The organism is Streptococcus parasanguinis (assembly GCF_015557775.1).
GTDB lineage: Bacteria > Bacillota > Bacilli > Lactobacillales > Streptococcaceae > Streptococcus > Streptococcus parasanguinis_AA.
The window spans coordinates 60,743-80,396 of record NZ_JADNOY010000002.1 but is presented as its reverse complement, the minus strand read 5'-3'; the positions used below and the strand labels follow the sequence as shown (position 1 = coordinate 80,396).

General features: G+C 41.5%; 15 protein-coding genes. 6 read left to right on the top strand and 9 right to left on the bottom strand.

The genetic code is table 11. The features are described from left to right. Positions 1 to 118: 118 nt before the first annotated feature. Positions 119 to 2,377, bottom strand: coding sequence for a glycogen/starch/alpha-glucan family phosphorylase (gene glgP / locus I2F76_RS03540; RefSeq protein WP_049471794.1), 2,259 nt, complete (start codon positions 2,375 to 2,377; stop codon positions 119 to 121). 43 nt (positions 2,378 to 2,420) lie between these two features. After that, complete coding sequence (gene malQ, locus I2F76_RS03535; RefSeq protein WP_195487243.1) at positions 2,421 to 3,950, bottom strand: 4-alpha-glucanotransferase; 1,530 nt, start codon at positions 3,948 to 3,950, stop codon at positions 2,421 to 2,423. 449 nt (positions 3,951 to 4,399) lie between these two features. On the opposite strand from malQ, the gene I2F76_RS03530 reads away from it, so the two are divergent. The 6 genes from I2F76_RS03530 to pulA all read left to right on the top strand — a co-directional run bounded on the left by I2F76_RS03530 (position 4,400) and on the right by pulA (position 11,959). Beyond that, on the top strand, positions 4,400 to 5,656 hold the full coding sequence (locus I2F76_RS03530) for an extracellular solute-binding protein (protein WP_155125185.1): 1,257 nt from the start codon (positions 4,400 to 4,402) through the stop codon (positions 5,654 to 5,656). A 127-nt stretch (positions 5,657 to 5,783) separates the two neighbouring features. Further along, a complete protein-coding gene (locus I2F76_RS03525; protein ID WP_195487242.1) occupies positions 5,784 to 7,079 on the top strand; it encodes a carbohydrate ABC transporter permease in 1,296 nt (431 codons plus the stop codon). Between the two features lies 1 nt (position 7,080). After that, positions 7,081 to 7,923 (top strand): sugar ABC transporter permease, encoded by an 843-nt coding sequence (locus tag I2F76_RS03520; RefSeq protein WP_195423633.1) that lies wholly within the window; start codon positions 7,081 to 7,083, stop codon positions 7,921 to 7,923. Positions 7,924 to 8,067: 144 nt separating this feature from the next. Then, complete coding sequence (locus I2F76_RS03515; protein WP_129824861.1) at positions 8,068 to 8,880, top strand: DUF1189 family protein; 813 nt, start codon at positions 8,068 to 8,070, stop codon at positions 8,878 to 8,880. A gap of 11 nt (positions 8,881 to 8,891) precedes the next feature. Beyond that, complete coding sequence (locus I2F76_RS03510; protein WP_013904333.1) at positions 8,892 to 9,875, top strand: LacI family DNA-binding transcriptional regulator; 984 nt, start codon at positions 8,892 to 8,894, stop codon at positions 9,873 to 9,875. 8 nt (positions 9,876 to 9,883) lie between these two features. Then, positions 9,884 to 11,959, top strand: a complete 2,076-nt coding sequence (gene pulA / locus I2F76_RS03505) for a type I pullulanase (RefSeq protein WP_195487241.1) — start codon at positions 9,884 to 9,886, stop codon at positions 11,957 to 11,959. A gap of 29 nt (positions 11,960 to 11,988) precedes the next feature. On the opposite strand, the gene I2F76_RS03500 is transcribed toward pulA, so the two are convergent. The 7 genes from I2F76_RS03500 to dltA form a co-directional block, all read right to left on the bottom strand. Further along, positions 11,989 to 12,930, bottom strand: a complete 942-nt coding sequence (locus tag I2F76_RS03500; protein WP_155170390.1) for a YitT family protein — start codon at positions 12,928 to 12,930, stop codon at positions 11,989 to 11,991. 75 nt (positions 12,931 to 13,005) lie between these two features. Beyond that, positions 13,006 to 14,760, bottom strand: coding sequence for an aspartate--tRNA ligase (gene aspS, locus I2F76_RS03495; protein WP_195189274.1), 1,755 nt, complete (start codon positions 14,758 to 14,760; stop codon positions 13,006 to 13,008). 97 nt (positions 14,761 to 14,857) lie between these two features. Continuing rightward, positions 14,858 to 15,082 carry a hypothetical protein gene (locus I2F76_RS03490; RefSeq protein ID WP_021154124.1) on the bottom strand — a complete coding sequence of 75 codons (225 nt, stop codon included), beginning with the start codon at positions 15,080 to 15,082 and terminating at the stop codon, positions 14,858 to 14,860. Between the two features lie 251 nt (positions 15,083 to 15,333). Then, positions 15,334 to 16,602 carry a D-alanyl-lipoteichoic acid biosynthesis protein DltD gene (dltD, locus tag I2F76_RS03485; RefSeq protein ID WP_195487240.1) on the bottom strand — a complete coding sequence of 423 codons (1,269 nt, stop codon included), beginning with the start codon at positions 16,600 to 16,602 and terminating at the stop codon, positions 15,334 to 15,336. Further along, the gene (gene dltC / locus I2F76_RS03480) at positions 16,595 to 16,834 is read right to left on the bottom strand and encodes a D-alanine--poly(phosphoribitol) ligase subunit DltC (RefSeq protein WP_003002265.1); all 240 of its coding nucleotides are present in this window, start codon (positions 16,832 to 16,834) and stop codon (positions 16,595 to 16,597) included. Before dltC ends, dltD begins: the two co-directional genes overlap by 8 nt. A 15-nt stretch (positions 16,835 to 16,849) precedes the next feature. Continuing rightward, entirely contained in the window at positions 16,850 to 18,103 is a 1,254-nt protein-coding gene (gene dltB, locus I2F76_RS03475; RefSeq protein WP_031574727.1) for a D-alanyl-lipoteichoic acid biosynthesis protein DltB, read from the bottom strand. After that, positions 18,100 to 19,650, bottom strand: coding sequence for a D-alanine--poly(phosphoribitol) ligase subunit DltA (dltA, locus tag I2F76_RS03470; RefSeq protein WP_195327038.1), 1,551 nt, complete (start codon positions 19,648 to 19,650; stop codon positions 18,100 to 18,102). Before dltA ends, dltB begins: the two co-directional genes overlap by 4 nt. Positions 19,651 to 19,654 lie beyond the last annotated feature (4 nt).

Sequence of the window (19,654 nt, the reverse complement as noted above, 5' to 3'; positions counted from 1 at the left end):
CAAAAAAACAACACTGTTTACAGAAGTGTCCATTCTTTAAATTCCTTCCTTTTTCTTCCCAAATAACAAGAAATGAAAAAGACCAGGGTCCTAAGAACCTTGGTCTAATATCGGGTGATTAGTTTAAGTGCCAGATGTCTTCGTTGTACTGAGCGATCGTACGGTCAGATGAGAAGAATCCTGCTTTCGCAATGTTAACGATGACTTGATCCAACCATGCATCACGGTCTTCGTAATCAGCCAACATGCGTTCTTTGGTTACAATGTAGTCTTCCAAGTCAAGAAGAGTCATGAACCAGTCTTTGTTGATCAATTCCTTGTGAAGACGAGTCAAGCGTTCCTTGTTACCAACTGCAAGAACGGCATCGCTGATAATGAAGTCTACCAATGGTTTGATAGCTTCACGTTCATAGAAGTCCGCTGATTTGTATGCTGATTTCTCATATAGATCGATTACAGTTTCTGAATCTTCACCGAAGATGTAGATGTTGTCACGTCCAACCAATTCAGCGATTTCCACGTTTGCTCCATCCATAGTACCAAGTGTTAACGCACCATTCAACATGAATTTCATGTTACCAGTACCTGAAGCTTCCTTAGAAGCAAGGGAGATTTGCTCAGAAATATCGCTAGCTGGAATCAAGTAGCTTGCAGCAGTCACGTTGTAGTTTTCTACCATAACGACTTGCAAGTGTGGAGCTACTGCTGGATCGTTTGCAATCACTTCAGACAAGCAAAGGATCAAGTGGATAATATCTTGTGCAATGGTGTAGGCAGGAGCTGCTTTACCACCAAAGAGAACAGTGATTGGGCGAGCAGGGATATTTCCAGCTTTGATGTCCAAGTATTTGTGGATCACATACAAAGCGTTCATTTGTTGACGTTTGTATTCGTGGAGACGTTTGATTTGGGTATCAAAGATAGAGTTAGGATTGATTTCCACACCTTGATGGTCTTTCAAGAAACGAGCCAATTTCCGTTTGTTGTGAGACTTGATGTTTTCCAATTTTGCTTTGACTGCATCTTTATCTTCATAAGAAAGAAGGTCTTCCAATTTAGATGCGTCATGGTGCCAGTCACGTCCGAGGATATCATCCAAGTAGTGTGACAAGGTTGGGTTGGCATGCATGAGCCAACGACGGAATGTGATACCGTTTGTTTTGTTGTTGAATTTTTCAGGGTAAATGTCGTAGAAGGCTTTCAACTCAGAATTCTTCAAGATTTCTGTGTGAAGTGCTGCTACCCCGTTTACGCTAAATCCATAGTGGATATCCATGTGGGCCATGTGTACGCGATCATTCTCATCGATGATTTGAACAGCTGGATCTTTGTATTCAGCGCGAACACGGCGGTCCAATTCTTCAATGATTGGAACCAAGTGAGGAACCACTTCTTGCAAGAATTCAAGTGGCCATTTTTCAAGGGCTTCTGCAAGGATTGTGTGGTTAGTGTAAGCCGTCATGCTACGAACGATAGAGATGGCTTCATCCATTCCAATACCACGTTCTGTCAAAAGACGGATCAATTCAGGGATGACCATTGATGGGTGAGTATCGTTGATTTGGACAACAGCATAGTCAGCAAGGTCATGCAAGTTGCTTCCTTTTTCGATGGCTTCGTCGATGATCAATTGTGCACCGTTTGATACCATGAAGTATTGTTGGAAGATACGGAGCAATTCCCCTTGACGGTTACTATCATCTGGGTACAAGAAGAGGGTCAAGTTGCGAGCGATATCTGTCTTGTCAAAGTTAATACCATCTTCAATAATAGATGAATCAACTGAATCCAAGTCGAACAAACGCAAACGGTTCTTGGTTTCAATCTTGTAACCAGGGACATCGATATCATAAAGGGTAGAAGTCAATGTGAAGTGTGCAAATGGCACTTGGTAGCTACGGCTTGAACGAACGAGCCAGCTTTGGTCAGTCAACCATGCATTTGGAATCGTTTCTTGTTGGTTGTTTTTAAGGACTTGTTGGAACAAACCAAAGTGGTAGTTCAAACCAACCCCATCCCCTGTCAAACCAAGGCTTGAGATAGAGTCGATAAAGCAGGCTGCCAAACGTCCCAAACCACCGTTACCAAGTGATGGTTCCAATTCCACTTCTTCGACTTCGATCAAGTCTTTACCAGCATCTGACAATTCTTTTTTAACATCGTCGTAAAGACCCAAGTTGATCAAGTTGTTAGACAAGAGTTTACCGATCAAGAACTCAGCTGAGATGTAGTAAACTTTTTTCTTACCAGTATTTAATTTCTTTTGGGCACTTGCTTGCTTGGTGTAATTAAGCAAAGCAATGTACAATTCTTCATTTGAACATTCTGCAATTGTTTTTTGGTGATGATCAATCACATATTTTTGTAATGATTCCATGTTTTAAAGTCTCCTTTGTTTCAACAATTTTAATAGGGAAAGATTATTTTTCTGCTTTCTTAACTTCTTTTTTCAAGTCTTTATTTTCACGACGATAGATCGTAGTGAAATCAAGCAATTCTTGCTCAACAGCTGGAGTCAATTGATCCGCTGTCATTCGCCATGACCAGTTACCACCGAGAGTAGATGGGAAGTTCATCCGAGCTGAGCCATCTAACTCAAGCAAGTCTTGCATCGTAGCAATCGCCATAAAGCTGACGGAAGCAAAGACGGTGCGAAGCATAGCATGCGGTACAGATTCGTACTCTTTCCGGTTGGTATAACGAGCAAGATACTCACGAGTTGGATCGTCGATTTCATTTCGGTACCATCCAAGAACTGTGTTGTTATCATGTGTTCCAGTGTACATCACAGAGTTGTTTGGTGCCAAGTGAGGGCTATCGATACTTTCATCGTCAGGATTGAAGGCGAATTGAAGAATCTTCATTCCTGGGAAGCCAGTACGTTCACGAAGTTCGATGACTCCGTCTGTCATGAAGCCAAGGTCCTCAGCGATGATGTTCAAATCACCGAGCTCTTTCTTCACGGCTGCAAAGAGTTTGTAGCCAGGACCTTTAACCCATTTACCTGGTGCTGCAGTTTCAGAACCAGCAGGGATTTCCCAGTATGATTCGAAACCACGGAAGTGGTCGATCCGAACGATGTCATAGATCTTGAAGCTTTCACGCAAGCGTTCAATCCACCATTGGTAGCCATCTTTGTCCATTGCTTCCCAGTCATAGATTGGGTTCCCCCAAAGTTGACCAGTTGCTGAGAACTCATCTGGCGGGCATCCTGCAATGCAAGTTGCTTTTCCGTTTTCATCTGTTTTGAAGAGATGAGGATTAGCCCACATGTCACTTGAATCTTCTGCTACATAGATTGGCATATCTCCCACAATTTCAATGTGGTGGTCGTTAGCATAAGCTTTCAAGGCCAACCATTGTTGGAAGAAGAAGAATTGAGTCACACGATGGTAAGTCAATTGATCCGCCAATTCTTCACGGTATTTAGCCAAAGCTTTTGGCTCACGCGCACGAATAGCTGCATCTGGCCACTCTGTCCAAGCTTTCAAATCAAAGTGTTCTTTAATAGCCATGTATTCTGCGAAGAGCTCCAACCAAGAAGCATTGGCTTCACAAAATTCTTGGAATTCTTTTTGATCACTTGATTTTAAGAAATTCGCAACTGCTTTTTCAAGCAAGGGACGACGTTGTTCGAAAACCTTTGCATAATCCACTTGAGTAGGATCTTGACCAAAGTCCACTCCTTTAAGGTCTGCTTCTGTTAACAAACCTTGCTCGATCAAAAGATCGAAATCAATAAAATGAGTGTTCCCAGCAAAAGCTGAGAAAGATTGGTATGGAGAATCTCCATAACTAGTTGTACCAAGCGGCAAGATTTGCCAGTAACGTTGCTTGGTCCGAACGAGGAAATCAACAAAATCATATGCTGATTGACCGAATGATCCGATCCCGTATTGTCCAGGAAGGGAAGAAATGTGCATCAAAACACCACTTTGACGTTTTTTCATGGGTTACCACCTTTTTTTATTTCTTTGAAGCCTGCGATTCGGTGCACGGTATGGGTATCGTTGCAGAGTCGTATCCAGCTCTCAAGCGGCTCTACTCTTTGTTAAAAATCGAACAGGCGCAACTCAGTTTACGCAATTTTTGCGAAAACGTTTGCGTACCATGTTATTATAAACTTTTTCCCTATTTTCTGCAAGGGATTTCTTAAAAACTTTTTTAACTTTTTTCAGAATGTCCTCACCCCCTTAGTGTATTCTTTCCTTTGGCTAATGTCAACAAATTTGATGCATTTTATAGAAGAAAGTTCGGAATTAAAATATTTTTAAAAAAATTGTTTAAAACTACTTGCAAACGTTTTCGCCTTGTGATATACTTAAGACGTTTTAGGAAAACGTTTGTCTAAAACGGTTTCTAATTATTATCTTTTTTTATTCTTTAGGAGGAATAAATCATGAAACGTACAATTTTACGTAGTGCTGCTGTACTTGGTACAGTTGGTTTTGCCGGCTTCTTACTTGCTGCTTGTAGCAATAGCTCATCAGGTTCTTCTGAGGCAAGTAAAGAAATCAACGTCTATGTAGACAAAGGCTACAAATCTTATGTTGAAGAAGCTGCAAAAGCTTTTGAAAAAGAAAATGGCGTAAAAATTAACATCAAGACTGGTGATGCTCTTGGTGGATTGGATAACCTTTCTCTTGATAACCAATCTAAAAAAGCTCCAGACGTAATGATGGCTCCATACGACCGTGTAGGTGGTCTTGGTAGCGATGGTCAATTGGCTGAAGTGACATTAAACAAAGATAGCCATACAGATAAAACAACTGAAGCTCTTGTAACAAACGGTGGTAAAGTTTACGGTGCACCTGCTGTCATCGAAACATTGGTTCTCTACTATAACAAAGATCTTTTAAGCGAAGCTCCAAAAACATTTGGTGATCTTGAAAATCTTGCAAAAGATAGCAAGTACGACTTCGCTAGCGAACCTGGTAAAACAACTGCCTTCTTAGCTGACTGGACAAACTTCTACTACACTTACGGTTTACTTTCAGGTAACGGCGGTTATGTGTTTGGTAAAGACGGTACAGATCCTAAAGATATTGGATTGAACAACCAAGGTTCTATCGATGGTATCGAATATGCGAAAACTTGGTATGCTAAATGGCCAAAAGGTTTGCAAGATACTAAAGGTGCTGCTAACTTCATCCAAACACAATTCCAAGAAGGTAAAACAGCTGCTATCATCGATGGTCCTTGGAAAGCTGCTTCATTGAAAGAAGCTAAAGTAAACTATGGTGTCGCAACTATTCCAACTCTTCCAAACGGAAAACAATATTCTGCCTTTGGTGGTGGTAAAGCTTGGGTTATCCCTGCAGGTGCGAAAAACCTTGATGGCGCTCAAAAATTCATTGACTTCTTGACAAGTACTGACCAACAAAAAGCTTTGTTTGACAAGACCAATGAAGTTCCTGCCAACACAGAAGCTCGTAAATATGCGGTTAGCAAAAACGATGAATTGACAACTGCCGTTGTTGATCAATTCAAGAATGCTCAACCAATGCCAAATATCTCAGAAATGAGTGCTGTTTGGGATCCAGCTGCTACTATGCTTTTCGATGCTGTAAGTGGTAAAAAATCTGCAAAAGCATCTGCTGACGATGCAGTGAAATTGATTAAAGAAACCATCGAACAAAAATTCGGTAGCAAATAAGACAGTTTTTAGGTGTGAGTAAGAGGTTGGAGACAAGGTCCCAACCTCTTATGTTCAATTTTCAAGCACAACTTACTGTCTGACTTGTCTTCTTGCTCTCTAGCAAGGACATTATAAGGAGATTTGAATGACTACAGAACAAAACCCTAAAAAGGCTATGTGGCTCTCTTTGATCCCGGGTCTTGGGCAAATTTATAACAAACAAAAAACCAAAGGCTATATTTTTCTTGCCGTAACTGTTCTCTTTCTCGCCTATTTCCTAGGAATCGGAGTTGGAGAATTATCGAAATTGGTTACACTTGGAACCGTCCGTGGACAAGATAATTCTCTCTTTATCTTGATTCGTGGCGCCTTCCACTTGATCATTACCATTGTTTACTTCCTATTTTATGCCTTAAATATTAAGGATGCTGGAACCGTTGCAAAACGTATCAACAATGGCATCGCTGTTCCAAAAACTGGAAAAGAAATGGTTCAAGCCATCTATGAAAATGGCTTCCCATATTTATTGATCATTCCTTCATACATTGCTATGACATTTGCGATTATCTTCCCAGTTTTAGTAACTTTGATGATCGCCTTTACCAACTACGACTTCAAACATACCGCTCCAACAACCTTGCTCGATTGGATCGGGTTCCAAAACTTCACTAATATGTGGACCTTGAGTACCTTCCGCTCAGCCTTTACATCTGTTCTTGGCTGGACCTTGATTTGGGCACTCGCAGCTTCTACTCTTCAAATCGTACTCGGTATCTTGACCGCTATTGTTGCAAACCAACCATTCGTAAAAGGAAAACGAATCTTTGGGGTTATCTTCTTGCTCCCATGGGCTGTTCCAGCCTTCATCACTATCTTAACTTTCTCAAATATGTTTAACGATAGTGTCGGTGCTATCAATGCACAAGTTATCCCATTGTTTGCGAAGATCTTCCCATTCTTAGATGGCATTTTGATTCCTTGGAAAACAGATCCTACTTGGACAAAAATTGCTTTGATTATGATGCAAGGTTGGCTCGGCTTCCCTTACATCTACGTCTTGACTTTAGGGATTCTTCAATCTATTCCAAACGATCTTTACGAAGCTGCTTATATTGATGGTGCCAACGGTTGGCAAAAATTCCGCAGCATCACTTTCCCAATGATTATGGCTGTTGCAGCTCCAACTTTGATCAGTCAATATACTTTCAACTTTAATAACTTCTCCATCATTTACTTGTTTAACGATGGGGGACCTGGTTCTGTCGGAGGAAACGCCGGATCTACAGATATCTTGATCTCATGGATCTACAAGTTGACAACCAATTCTTCTCCTCAATATTCAATGGCCGCAGCGGTAACCCTGATTATCTCTGTGATTGTGATCTCAATCTCTATGATTGCCTTCAAGAAACTACATGCATTTGATATGGAGGATGTATAAAATGAAAAATTCAATTCAATTTAAACGCCGCCTCAATCATTTCTTGACTTACCTGTACATGGTGGTTCTTTCAATCGTTATCATTTATCCATTGTTGATTACGGTTCTATCAGCCTTCAAATCAGGGAATGTCAGTGCCTTTACACTTGATTTTAGTGGCAATCTTAGTTTTGATAACTTCTCAAAACTTTTCTCTGAAACTCATTATGGCACTTGGTATATGAACACCTTGGTTATCGCCATTATCACCATGATTGTACAAACAAGTATCGTTACCTTTGCAGGTTACGCATACAGCCGTTACAATTTCTTGGCGCGTAAACAAAGTTTGGTCTTCTTCTTGATTATTCAAATGGTCCCAACCATGGCAGCCCTCACAGCCTTCTTCGTTATGGCTTTGATGCTGAATGCCTTGAACCAACCTTGGTTCTTGATCTTCCTTTATGTTGGTGGTGGTATTCCAATGAATGCCTGGTTGATGAAGGGATACTTTGATACTGTTCCAATTTCCCTCGATGAATCTGCGAAATTGGATGGAGCTGGACACTTCCGTCGCTTCTGGCAAATCGTCCTTCCTCTTGTTCGTCCAATGATTGCCGTTCAAGCACTTTGGGCTTTCATGGGGCCTTTCGGAGACTATATCTTGTCTAAATTCTTGCTTCGTGACGAAGTGAACTATACGGTAGCCGTTGGTCTTCAAACCTTTATCAGTGACCAAAAAAATCAAAAAATCGCCTTCTTTGCAGCCGGTGCTATTTTGATCGCGGTTCCAATCTGTATCTTATTCTTCTTCCTACAAAAGAACTTTGTTTCAGGCTTGACAGCTGGTGGAGATAAAGGATAAAATAGAATCTTATTTCAAGCACATTTTATTTTTAAGTTGAGGGTAGTATGGTGGATGCTTTACTACCCTTCGTTAAGAATAAAATCAATGCAAAGAGATTTCTCTTTGCATTTCTGATACTCTTATATTTAGAAAGGTCATCTTATGCCCTATCCTTTTAATTATTTCGCAAGTATCTTCAATTTCCGCTCTTCTTTTGCAAACCGCAAAAAACTGAGCTGGTTCCAAATGATTTTTACTTCTTTCTTTCTAATCTCTATCACACTATTACCTGTGGCTCTGCAAAATGCTCAACTCAAAACCTATCCTTTGACAACCTTTGTCAGCGATGTGTTTGATCCTTTATCAACAGACGTTATGAAAGATATCCAAGAACACGTCGTGATCAAAGACCAAGAGCTCACCTATACAGGGACTAACCCTGTACACAAGACTTCAAAAGGACAGGTTATCTTAGGCCAAGAGGCAAAGGCTAGTGAAGGCAAGGAGTTAACACTCCATTTTGATCGCAAACAATTGATTATCTCAAAAGAGAATAAAGAACTCGCTACAGTCTCATACCAGGCTATTAATCAAGAGAGCCTTCGGGATAAAAAAAGCTTCACTCAAGCTATCTCTAGCGATTGGTTTCGCGACAATCGACTCCCTGTCAGTCTCTTTCTCGTGATTTTCTCTGGCTTCTTATCGACAGTCAATTATTTGATTCTCATCCTAGGGGCATCTTTCTTCCTCTACTTGACACGAAAATCTCGACTCTTTTCACTACAAACTTTCAAGGAATGTTTCAATTGTATTCTGAATTGCTTGGGACTCCCTATTTTACTAAGTGTCCTCATCAGTTTACTATTCCATCAAGTATTTACTACGACGATCATGATCCAAAATGTCTTATTTGTACTCTATCTTGCTATGGTATTTTATAAGACCCACTTCCGTGATCCAGACTATCACCGCTAGGAGGTTTTCTCATGCGTGTTACCATCAAAGATGTGGCGAAACTCGCTGGCGTCGCGCCTTCAACTGTCACGCGCGTCATCCAAAACAAATCCACGATTAGTGATGAAACAAAAAAACGTGTCCGTGAGGCCATGGTCGAATTGGACTACCATCCCAATCTTAATGCTCGCAGCCTTGTCAGCCAATCTAGTCAAGTCATTGCTTTGGTCCTACCAATCGACAGTGACGTCTTCTACCAGAATCCTTTCTTCCCAACTGTTTTAAGAGGGATTACCCAGATCGCGTCAGACAATGATTATGCCATCCAAATCTGTACGGGGCAAAATGAAGAACGGCGGCTCGACAACCTCAAACAACTCATCTACGGAAATCGTGTAGATGGTTTGATTTTCCTTTATTCCAACCCGAATGATCCCCTCGTTGAATTTGCGATCAAAGACAAGTTCCCCTTCCTCATTCTCGGAAAGGCAGCTTCACCTTTTGTATCGCTAGTGGATAATGATAATATCAAGGCTGCATTTGATGCGACGGATTATTTCATTCAACAAAACTACCGAAAAATTGCTTTTATCGGGGGAAACAAAGAACTGTTCGTATCTCAAGACCGCTACGAAGGTTATAAAGAAGCCCTCCAAAAAGCAGGGATTCCTCTCGATGAAAAACTGGTTCATTTCTCATTTGGTTTTATGTTGGAAGACAATTCTTATCAAATGATGGAGAGCCTTCCCCTAGCAGAGTTAGATGCCATCATGACAACCGATATTCTCGTTGCTGAAGGGGTGCGCCAATACCTATTAGAACACCAGCTGACAATCCCGATTATTTCCTTTGATTCGATTAAGCCACGACTCGATATTGAAGCCTATATTGACATCAATGCAGTGGAACTCGGACGTGAGTCTGTTCGGACAATTCTACAAATTATCAAGGATCACAAAGAAGGAAAAACCGTTTGCTACCGTCAATTGATTGACCATACCATTACGAAACTCTAGGAGTCTTTATGTCTACATTTACTGCTTATTTAGATGACCAAGACCTCATTCGTATCCAAAAGGGTGAGGAGCATATCCTTCCTTTTTATTTGAAAACGAACCAAGGTCATCTTGCCTTAATCCCTGTCAAAACGTCAAGTGCAGCGACTGACACAGGAGACTATTTCTTAAGCCCTATTCCACTTGAACTCGGAGAAGAGTACACCATCTACGATGCTACTGGAAATTCTTCTATACTCCACTATCGAAACATCGTTCGCAAACCCATTTTCGATCAAACCTTCACCTATAGTGGAGAAGATTTAGGAAGTTTTTACACACCAAATCAGACGCAATTTAAATTCTGGGCACCGATTTCGCAAGATGTGAGTCTCCATATCGAAGATCAGATCTATCCGATGACACGTACAGAAAACGGTGTCTGGAAACTCTTGCTCAAAGGGGATTGGGAAGGAGCTGCCTACCACTATGAATTTCGTGTCAATGGCCTAGAACGTCGGATTCACGATCCCTATGCTCTATCCTCTTTAGCGAACTCTGGAGATAGCTTGGTCATCGACCGGAAGAAGATCACACGTCCTATCACGCGTGCCACTCGTCAATTAGACCCAACAGAGGCAATCATTTACGAGATGAGCGTTCGTGATTTCTCTGTCCAAAAAGAGGCTGGCTTTAAGCATCCTGGTAAGTTTAAAGGTTTAACAGAATCGCCCCAACTAAATGGCCAGATCCTTGGATTTGATTACCTTCAAAAACTGGGCATTACCCATGTACAGTTACTTCCTGTCTATGATTTCGGTAGTGTCGATGAAGAGGATCAATGGAAAGCCTACAACTGGGGCTATGATCCTGTTCAATACAATGTTCCAGAAGGCAGCTATGCGAGTGATCCTAACGATCCTTATGCACGAATCCTAGAGCTCCAAGACACCATTGACACCTATCACCGCGCCAATCTGAGTGTTATCATGGATGTAGTCTACAATCACGTCTACCAAGCAGACGAATACGCTTTTGAACAGATCGTTCCTGGTTATTTCTACCGTTATAATGCAGAGGGCGAGCGGACCAATGGAACCTTCTGTGGAAATGACGTAGCAAGTGAACGCTCCATGGTGAGACACTATATCAAGCAATCCCTCAAACAATGGGTTTCCCTCTACGGCTTTGATGGTTTCCGCTTTGACTTGATGGGAATCCTAGACATTCAAACCATGACAGAGATTGCAGAAGAACTCCGTGAAATCTATCCTAACATCTATCTCTATGGGGAAGGGTGGAAGATGGATACAGGCCTCTCTGAAGATCAGCTCGCTCACCAATATAACGCGAAACGATTACCAGCCTTTGGCTTTTTCAGTGATAACTTCCGGGATACGATCAAGAGAACACTTGTAGCTGGTCACCGTCGTGAGAGTCAACATTCCGCGAATGATTTTGCTAACATTCTAACGGCGAATGTCGGGAAGCTAGGGCCTGCTCATTTCACCCAACCTCAACAAGCCATTCAGTACGTCGAATGCCACGACAATGCAACTGTTTTTGATTATTTCCAATTTGAAAAGGAAGAGATTCGTCTAGAAGATCGAAAAGCTCTCTCACGATTAGCTCTTCATTTAGTGTTACTAGCTCAAGGAGTGCCGTTTATCCATGCTGGTCAAGAATTTTATCGCACAAAAGGGCTCGAAGACAACACCTATAACTTGCCAGATAGTCTCAACCAATTGGACTGGACATCCCTTCCAAAATGCCAAGAAGAAATTGCTTTTCTTGAAGAATTGATTGCTTATCGGAAATCACAGCCACTCCTTCGTTTGAAAAAAGGGCAAGAGATTCGCGACTACTGTGATGTCAAATGGTTGTCTGATCATCATTTGATCTACACGATTGAGAAAGATCGTGAAAAAATAACGATTCTTGTCAATATCGGTGATCAAGAACAGACCTATCAACATCCGAGCGATAGTCACCTGTTATTTGTCTATCCTCATACCAACCTAAAAACCCCTATTCCTAAAGGAAAGGAACTTTCTATTCCTGCCCATAGTTGGCTCCTTCTCCATGAAACTGAATCAGCAAAATAAAGGTCACCACAATGTGGTGACCTTTATTTTTATTCTTCTGTTTCCACAAAGCGTCCGATGATATGAACGTTTTCTGAAATGGTGATAAAAGCCTGAGGATCAGCTTTTTTCATAATATATTTGAATTCATTAAACTCTGCACGCGTAATAACTGTCAGCAGAACTGCTTTTTCCTGATGGTTATAGGTTCCTTCTGCATTGTGGATAATGGTTGCTCCACGATGCAATTTTTTATGGATCTTTTCAATAATGGCATCTGGCTGGCTCGTTACGATCATTGCCTGCATCCGTTTTTGCTTGGTAAAGACAGCATCCGTTACTCGACTCGATACGAAGATGGTAATCATAGAGTAAAGAGCATACTTCCAACCAAAGGTCAGACCAGCGATCAACATAATGGTCCCATTGACCAAAAAGGAGATGCTGCCGACATTCTTTCCTGTCCGTTTTCGAATCGTCAAACTGACAATATCCGTTCCTCCACTGGAAATGTTGTTCCGAAGAGCAAAACCAATCCCTGTTCCCATGACAACCCCACCAAATAGGGCATTCATGATCGGATCGTTGGTCAACGTAATCACTGGCACGAACTGAATAAAGAGGGAACTCATCGAAACCGTAATAAAGGTAAAGATGGTAAATTTATGGCCAATTTGATACCAAGCCACAATCATCAAAGGGATATTGATGGCATAAAAAGTCAAGGAAACGGGAATCGTAAAGCCAATAAAGCGTTGGCTCAGAACAGATAAAATCTGAGCTAGACCTGTTGCACCGCTGGAGTATACATGTCCTGGTTGAAAGAAGAAGTTGACGGCAATCGCTGATAGAAAACCATACAGCAAGGAAGCTGACACTTTTTCATCGTATTTCTCACGGGAGATGCTCTTCAGCACGCGCAATAATTTAATGTTATAAGCTAGTCGCCGCACATGATAGCGAAATAGCTTATAAAAGCGAATTTTTTTCATTTTCAATCCATCGATTAGAAGAAAAGGAAAATCTTAGAGCAACTGATTCCTAGACTCTCCCTTTTCTCTCTTGTCCTATTCTTGCTCTGCTACTTCTACTTGAAGATTTAACTCATCCAATTGCTTTTCAGAAACGACAGAAGGAGCTTGTGTCATTGGATCTGTCGCCTTGTTATTCTTAGGAAAGGCAATGACTTCCCGAATATTATCTTCACCTGCAAGAAGCATCACGAAGCGGTCCAAACCAATCGCCAATCCTCCATGTGGTGGGAAACCATAATCCATTGCTTCCAACAAGAAACCAAATTGTTCATTGGCAGCTTCTTTTGTAAATCCAAGTGCCTTAAACATCCGTTCTTGTAAATCTTTATGATTAATCCGTAGGCTTCCTCCACCTAATTCATAGCCATTTAAGACGATATCATAGGCAATTGCTCGAACTTTTGAAAGATCGCCTTCCAATTCATGCTCTGTTTCAGCTTGTGGGAGTGTAAATGGATGGTGAGCAGACATATAACGGCCTTCTTCTTCAGACCATTCAAACATTGGCCAATCCACTACCCAAAGGAAGTTGTATTGATTGTTGTCAATCAAGTCAAGCTCTTTCGCAAGACGAACACGCAAAGCACCAAGCGTTGCATTGGCTACTTCAAGAGTATCTGCTACAAAGAGAACTAGATCTTTGTCTTCTAACTGTAAAGCAACTGTCAAGTCACTTGTCAAGTCTGTCAAGAACTTCGCAACAGGACCGTTCAAAGTACCCTCAGCATATTTCACCCAAGCAAGACCTTTTGCACCGTATTGCTTCGCAACTTCTGTCAATTTATCGATGTCTTTACGAGAGTAATGATCCGCTGCACCTTTGACAACAATCGCCTTAACTGCTGGAGCTTCTGAGAAGACTTTGAAGTCTACACCCTTGACAAGCTCTGTCAAGTCTTGGAGCAACATTTCAAAACGTGTATCTGGTTTATCTGAACCATACAAGGCCATAGCCTCATCATAATTCATCCGTGGGAATGGGAGTGTTACTTCAATTCCCTTGGTTTCTTTCATGACACGTGAAATCAAGCCTTCTGTGATATCCTGGATTTCTTGATCACTCAAGAAAGAAGTTTCCAAGTCGACTTGTGTAAACTCAGGTTGACGGTCTCCCCGTAAATCCTCATCACGGAAACACTTCACGATTTGATAATAGCGATCAAAACCGGCATTCATCAACAATTGTTTTGTAATCTGAGGACTTTGTGGAAGGGCATAGAAATGACCCTTATTGACACGGGAAGGAACCAAGTAGTCACGTGCTCCTTCTGGAGTTGACTTAGAAAGAAAGGGTGTTTCCACATCAATAAATTCTAATTCATCTAAGTAATTGCGGATTGAATGGGTCACTTTTGCACGGAGTTTGAGGTTTTCCAACATCTCAGGACGACGAAGGTCTAAGTAGCGGTAACGAAGACGAGTATCATCATTGGCTTCAATACCGTCCTTGATTTCAAATGGTGTTGTTTTAGCGGTATTGAGAACCGTAATAGCTTCCACTTTGAGTTCTACTGCTCCTGTAGGCAAGTTTGGATTAGCTTGTTCACGAGCTTCTACAAGACCTGTCACTTCTACAACATATTCACTACGGATGCTTTCAGCTGTAGCCATTACTTCTGCACTAACTGTTTCTGGATTGATCACCAATTGCATGATTCCTTCGCGGTCGCGTAGATCGATAAAGATCAAACCACCCAAGTCACGACGACGGCTAACCCATCCTTTCAAGGTAATACGAGTTCCAATGTGTTCTTCACGAACACGTCCAGCATACATTGAACGTTTCATTTCTAATTAATCTCCAAACTAATATTCTTCCTTCTATTTTACCATAAAGACCAGCAGAAAGTGGCCTTTAGCTCAACTTTTTCAGTCACCAACTTCTTTAGTTATCGTGGCTCTCTTCTTTCTTTTTGGGATCATCGTAGAGAGTGGGTGCTAGCACCTTCATTAAAGTCGCCGTCCCAAATCGTAAGACAGCTGCTGCTAGTCCAAAAATAGGGGATAGGTAGCGGAAAAAGAAATCTCCCCTAAGTACATAGGTCATGCCACCCACAATAAAAAAGATCACAATTCCCTGAACGATTGCGTAAAACCAAATTTTTTTCACACTATTCTCCTTTTCACAAACCAGCTGACTTATCCACTGTTTTTTATCACTTATCCACAAAAATGTGGATAACTTTCACCTTTTGCTCCCTCAAAAGAGGAGGTGTCATCAGCACCAGGACTTGTTTTCATCCATTTACAAGGAAGTTTCCCACAGCCTGTGGATAACTCTCTTGCTCGTTTGTGACTTTCTCGTCACTTTCCTCACAAATCAAGGAGCCAGGATTCGATCCTGCCCCCTTTGATCAAGCATTATTTAAATTCGTCTGGTGTCCCTTTATATTGGGCCCAGTCTTTACTGAAGAAGCGATCATTTAGATGGTAAGTTGGTGCTTTTTCAGCCTTTGTGACAAAGGGATTGACCGCTTTATCAAAGGCTAGCCAACCATTCCATCCCATATGAATCGTATCTTCCATAAAGTAAGGCTGATCACCATCTTTAGAAAAGTCTGCAATATTGGTGAATCCTTGACTTTTCAATTGGTAACGAATCTTTTGAACAGCCTGTTCATACTTTTCTTGGCTCAAGCCTGTGTATTTCATCCATTTGGCATTAACTGGAGGAATGACAAAGATAACATTGGTCCGAGATTTAGCAAACTGGTCTAGAACCAATTGCAAGTCATTGTACTCAGGAGATTGAACATAGGATTCGTTTTTTTGGAAACCTTTTAGTTTCTTCAGCTTCATTTTTAAACGAGTATTGTAAAAATGATTGCTGATTCCAAGGTCGTTGTTATTGGTTTTGACTTTTGCTTCAGCCGTTGCAATTTCTTCCAATTTCTCATATGAGAATTGATCTGGTAAATCTTGTAGACGTTTTTTGACCTTCTGATCGTAATTCCCATTTGTACGCGTTGCAAGATTACTAAACAAAGCATCTTCGCGTTGAACAAGGTGGGAAACAAACTGGTTCAAAGACTGATCAAATCCGGAAATTTTCTTTCCTTGAGAAATTTTCGTTACAACACTTTGAAAGGCGACGTTTGGATACTGTTGTAATAGACGCTTTGCAGCATACTGGGATGCAGCATCCTGTTGGTGATTGGCAATAAAGCTATTCAACTGATCGCTATTAAAGAATTGTTGAAAGGCAGAGGAATCATAGCCCTTCTTGGTGAACCATTGCGGAGAAACTACATAAACAGCTGTATTGTCCTTGAGTTCTGGCAAAATCTGTTGCATCCCAAAATATTGGTTCAAAGAAGCCGCACCACGTTCTCCTAAAAAGTAGGGTCTGTAATTGCGGTCATATTTTTCAGCCAAAACTGCTGGATGCACCACATCAAAGCGCAACCACTCACTGGAGCCGAAATAAGGAACAAAGCGATGCTGTGGATCAGAAAGTGCTTCTTGTTTCTTTGTACGACTCTTGAATCCTTCTGCATTCAGACTAACCGCAGCTTTTTTCTCTTCGGTATAGTTGTGCTTATGATTGATTGGATAAAAGAATAATAAAGCTGTTACCATGAGGAGCGCGCAAAATACGGGCCCTAAAATCAGCCACAAACGCTTAAGCATTCTGAAGCTCCGTTACACCTTCTACGATCTTGTTAGCAGTATTCCAATCATCACGTCCAAATTCAGATACAGGAACACGGATGCCAAAGCGATTTTCCAGTTCTACAATCAATTCGACTGTTCCCATACTATCAAGGACACCCGCATCAAAGAGATCCTCATCCATCATGTCTGAGACATCTTCCATAAACAATTCGTCAATAATTTCAATTACTTGTGATTTTACATCCATTTTTCTATTCTCCTTTTATTTCAATTTTGGAAACCATTGTTGATCCAAGAATCCTGAGAAAATCAGGAAGGACAGCATCACTGTGTTAAAGGTGATAAAGATCCCTAAAGCTTTGGTCCAACGATTGTCCGGTATAGGATCCAATCCTTTTGCTTTTCTTTCTTTATTGATGGTCTTTTTCTTACGAATCCAAGCATCATTGATAACCAGTCCAAGCCCATGGAAGAGCCCATAAGCGATGTAGTACCAGGTCACCCCGTGCCAGAAGCCCATGACCAACATATTGATAATATAGGCAACATTTGAGGTGGTAATTCGGCTCTTGAATACTTTATTGCGCATCAATACCATCACGAGACGCATAAAGACAAAATCACGGAACCAGAAAGACAAACTCATATGCCAACGATTCCAGAATTCCTTTAAGTCACGTGATTTAAAGGGACGATCAAAGTTGATTGGACTTTTAATTCCCATCAAATTTGAAGCTGCTAAAGCAAACATCGAATAGCCCGCAAAGTCAAAGAAGAGGTCAAAGCCATAAACATACATGACTCCCAGCGTTCCGATATTGAAGAATCCACCTTGAGACAAGGCATAGGTCTGCACATGACCTAATAATAAGTGACCAAAAATATGAGCTAGGATAAATTTATAAAGGAAGCCATACATGATATACTTAACAGCTTGCTCCAACATATCCAATAATTCTTCACGCTCAGGAATAGCGTTATAATCCTCATTAAAACGCTTGAAACGATCAATCGGCCCACTTGAGAAGGTCGGCATAAAGAGCATAAAGCGTAAGAATTCCCAAAGTGTGAATTCTTTCAAGACACCATCTCGCATTTCGATGATCATTCCGACAGCCCGGAAGGTTAAATACGAAATCCCTAAAAATCCAAACAAGGATTGGTGCCCATTCTTGATTGCTGGCTCTACCTTAACAAAGATCAGGGGCAAGACAGACAAGAAGGAATGAAGATAGAAAATCCACTTATTGTCCGCTTTCTGACGATAGATCTTGTAGGAATACACAATCAAGATTTGCCAGACTACGTAAAAGAGCAGGGCATAAATTTGCTTGAGATTCGAACCTGTCAGCATCAAAATGATAAAGATCAGACTCACCAGTCCTTCATAGATCGGAAATCTCTTTTTGAAAAAGAGACCCACAAAGATCGGCAAAAAGGCTAGAATGAGGTAGATAAAATAGATCGGTGTTCCATAGTGTTCTAAATGAGGGAGCTGTTTCAAAAACTCGATCATCGGTTGTTAACCTCGCTAATCAACCCTTTGATGTCGATTTTCCCGTTTGGTGTTAATGGCAGGCTGTCACGATAGAGGAATTTTGAAGGCATCATATAAGACATCATGATGTTTTCTAAATCTTCCTTAATGGCTTTCGTGATATCAATTTCGCGCTCAAATTGTTCTTTGACGCCCTCTTTTAAGATGACATAGGCCAAGAGATTTTGCACCTTGTGATCTTTATTATAACGCGGTACTGCGACTGCTGAGTCAATATACTTCGATTTATTCAAGTTTTGAGAGACATCCTCTAGCTCGATACGATAACCGTTAAACTTGATTTGGAAGTCCATTCGACCACCATAGAGAAGGAGTCCTTCATCCGTCATGGTTCCGACATCTCCCGTATGGTAGGCTGGCAGACCTTCAAATTCGAAGAAGGCTTCTGCTGTTTTCTCTGGATTATTCATATAACCTTTTGAAACGGCTGGTCCAGACACGATGATTTCCCCTTGCTCACCATTTGGCAATTTGTTGCCTGCCTCATCAATGATGAAGGTTGGAGAATCTTCTTTGGTATAACCAATTGGCAGACGTTTCAAAGTAGCTAACATCTCATCTGTTACGGCTACAGCCGAAAGAGCTACAGTTGCTTCTGTTGGGCCGTAGGCATTGATGATGCGTGCATTTGGGAAACGCTCGCGCAATTTCTGAGCAGTCTTGACTGTCAACTCTTCCCCATCAAAGTAGAAATGGGTGATCCCTGGCATTTTTTCAGCATTGAAATCTTCAGACAACATGGCCATATCTGCAAAAGATGGTGTTGAAGTCCAGATCGCAATCGGAAGGGAAAAGATGGTCGCGAAGAGTTGTTTGAAGTCTTGAGTAATGGCTGATGGAAGAGCAAAAAGGGTTCCTCCAAGAGCCAAGGTCGGTGCCCAGTACATGACAGACAAGTCAAAGGAATAGGGCGGTTGCGCCAACATTTGCGGACGCTCTGGCGTTGCAAATTCCTTGTCCGTAATCATCCAGTTGGTAAAGCTGAGCAAGTTATCGTGCGAAATTTGCACCCCTTTTGGTTTCCCAGTTGTCCCTGAGGTAAAGATGATGTAGTAGTTATCATCCCCTTTGACTGGATGTTGCAAGTCATAGGCATGCTGAGCCGCATAAGCTTCACGCACTTGCTCCAAGGACATGATTGGAGCAGCTGGGTTTTCCAATGGAAATTCATTGATGGCAATAATCAAGCTTGGCTCTGCTACTTCAACAATGGCAGACACGCGCTCCAAGGCAGAGTGGCTATCAATTGGGATATAGGCATGGCCAGATTTTGTCAAGGCCACAAAGGTTGCTAACATTTCATATTCTTGACCACCAAAGACCACTACAGGTGACTTTTCAGGAAGTCCCATTTGGTCGATGTGGGCAGCCAAGCTATCTGAATCAGCCTTCAATTGGCCATAGGTATGCTCCTCACCAAGGACATTGTAAACCGGATAGTCTGGTTGTAGTTGCGCATAACGTTCAATTGTCTCGATCATATCAGTAATTGGTTGGTTTGACACGGCT

Bases quoted from the DNA above. Each gene is read 5' to 3' on its own strand.
- glgP (WP_049471794.1), bottom strand. From the start codon at position 2,377: ATGGAATCATTACAAAAATATGTGATTGATCATCACCAAAAAACAATT.
- malQ (WP_195487243.1), bottom strand. From the start codon at position 3,950: ATGAAAAAACGTCAAAGTGGTGTTTTGATGCACATTTCTTCCCTTCCT.
- I2F76_RS03530 (WP_155125185.1), top strand. From the start codon at position 4,400: ATGAAACGTACAATTTTACGTAGTGCTGCTGTACTTGGTACAGTTGGT.
- I2F76_RS03525 (WP_195487242.1), top strand. From the start codon at position 5,784: ATGACTACAGAACAAAACCCTAAAAAGGCTATGTGGCTCTCTTTGATC.
- I2F76_RS03520 (WP_195423633.1), top strand. From the start codon at position 7,081: ATGAAAAATTCAATTCAATTTAAACGCCGCCTCAATCATTTCTTGACT.
- I2F76_RS03515 (WP_129824861.1), top strand. From the start codon at position 8,068: ATGCCCTATCCTTTTAATTATTTCGCAAGTATCTTCAATTTCCGCTCT.
- I2F76_RS03510 (WP_013904333.1), top strand. From the start codon at position 8,892: ATGCGTGTTACCATCAAAGATGTGGCGAAACTCGCTGGCGTCGCGCCT.
- pulA (WP_195487241.1), top strand. From the start codon at position 9,884: ATGTCTACATTTACTGCTTATTTAGATGACCAAGACCTCATTCGTATC.
- I2F76_RS03500 (WP_155170390.1), bottom strand. From the start codon at position 12,930: ATGAAAAAAATTCGCTTTTATAAGCTATTTCGCTATCATGTGCGGCGA.
- aspS (WP_195189274.1), bottom strand. From the start codon at position 14,760: ATGAAACGTTCAATGTATGCTGGACGTGTTCGTGAAGAACACATTGGA.
- dltD (WP_195487240.1), bottom strand. From the start codon at position 16,602: ATGCTTAAGCGTTTGTGGCTGATTTTAGGGCCCGTATTTTGCGCGCTC.
- dltC (WP_003002265.1), bottom strand. From the start codon at position 16,834: ATGGATGTAAAATCACAAGTAATTGAAATTATTGACGAATTGTTTATG.
- dltB (WP_031574727.1), bottom strand. From the start codon at position 18,103: ATGATCGAGTTTTTGAAACAGCTCCCTCATTTAGAACACTATGGAACA.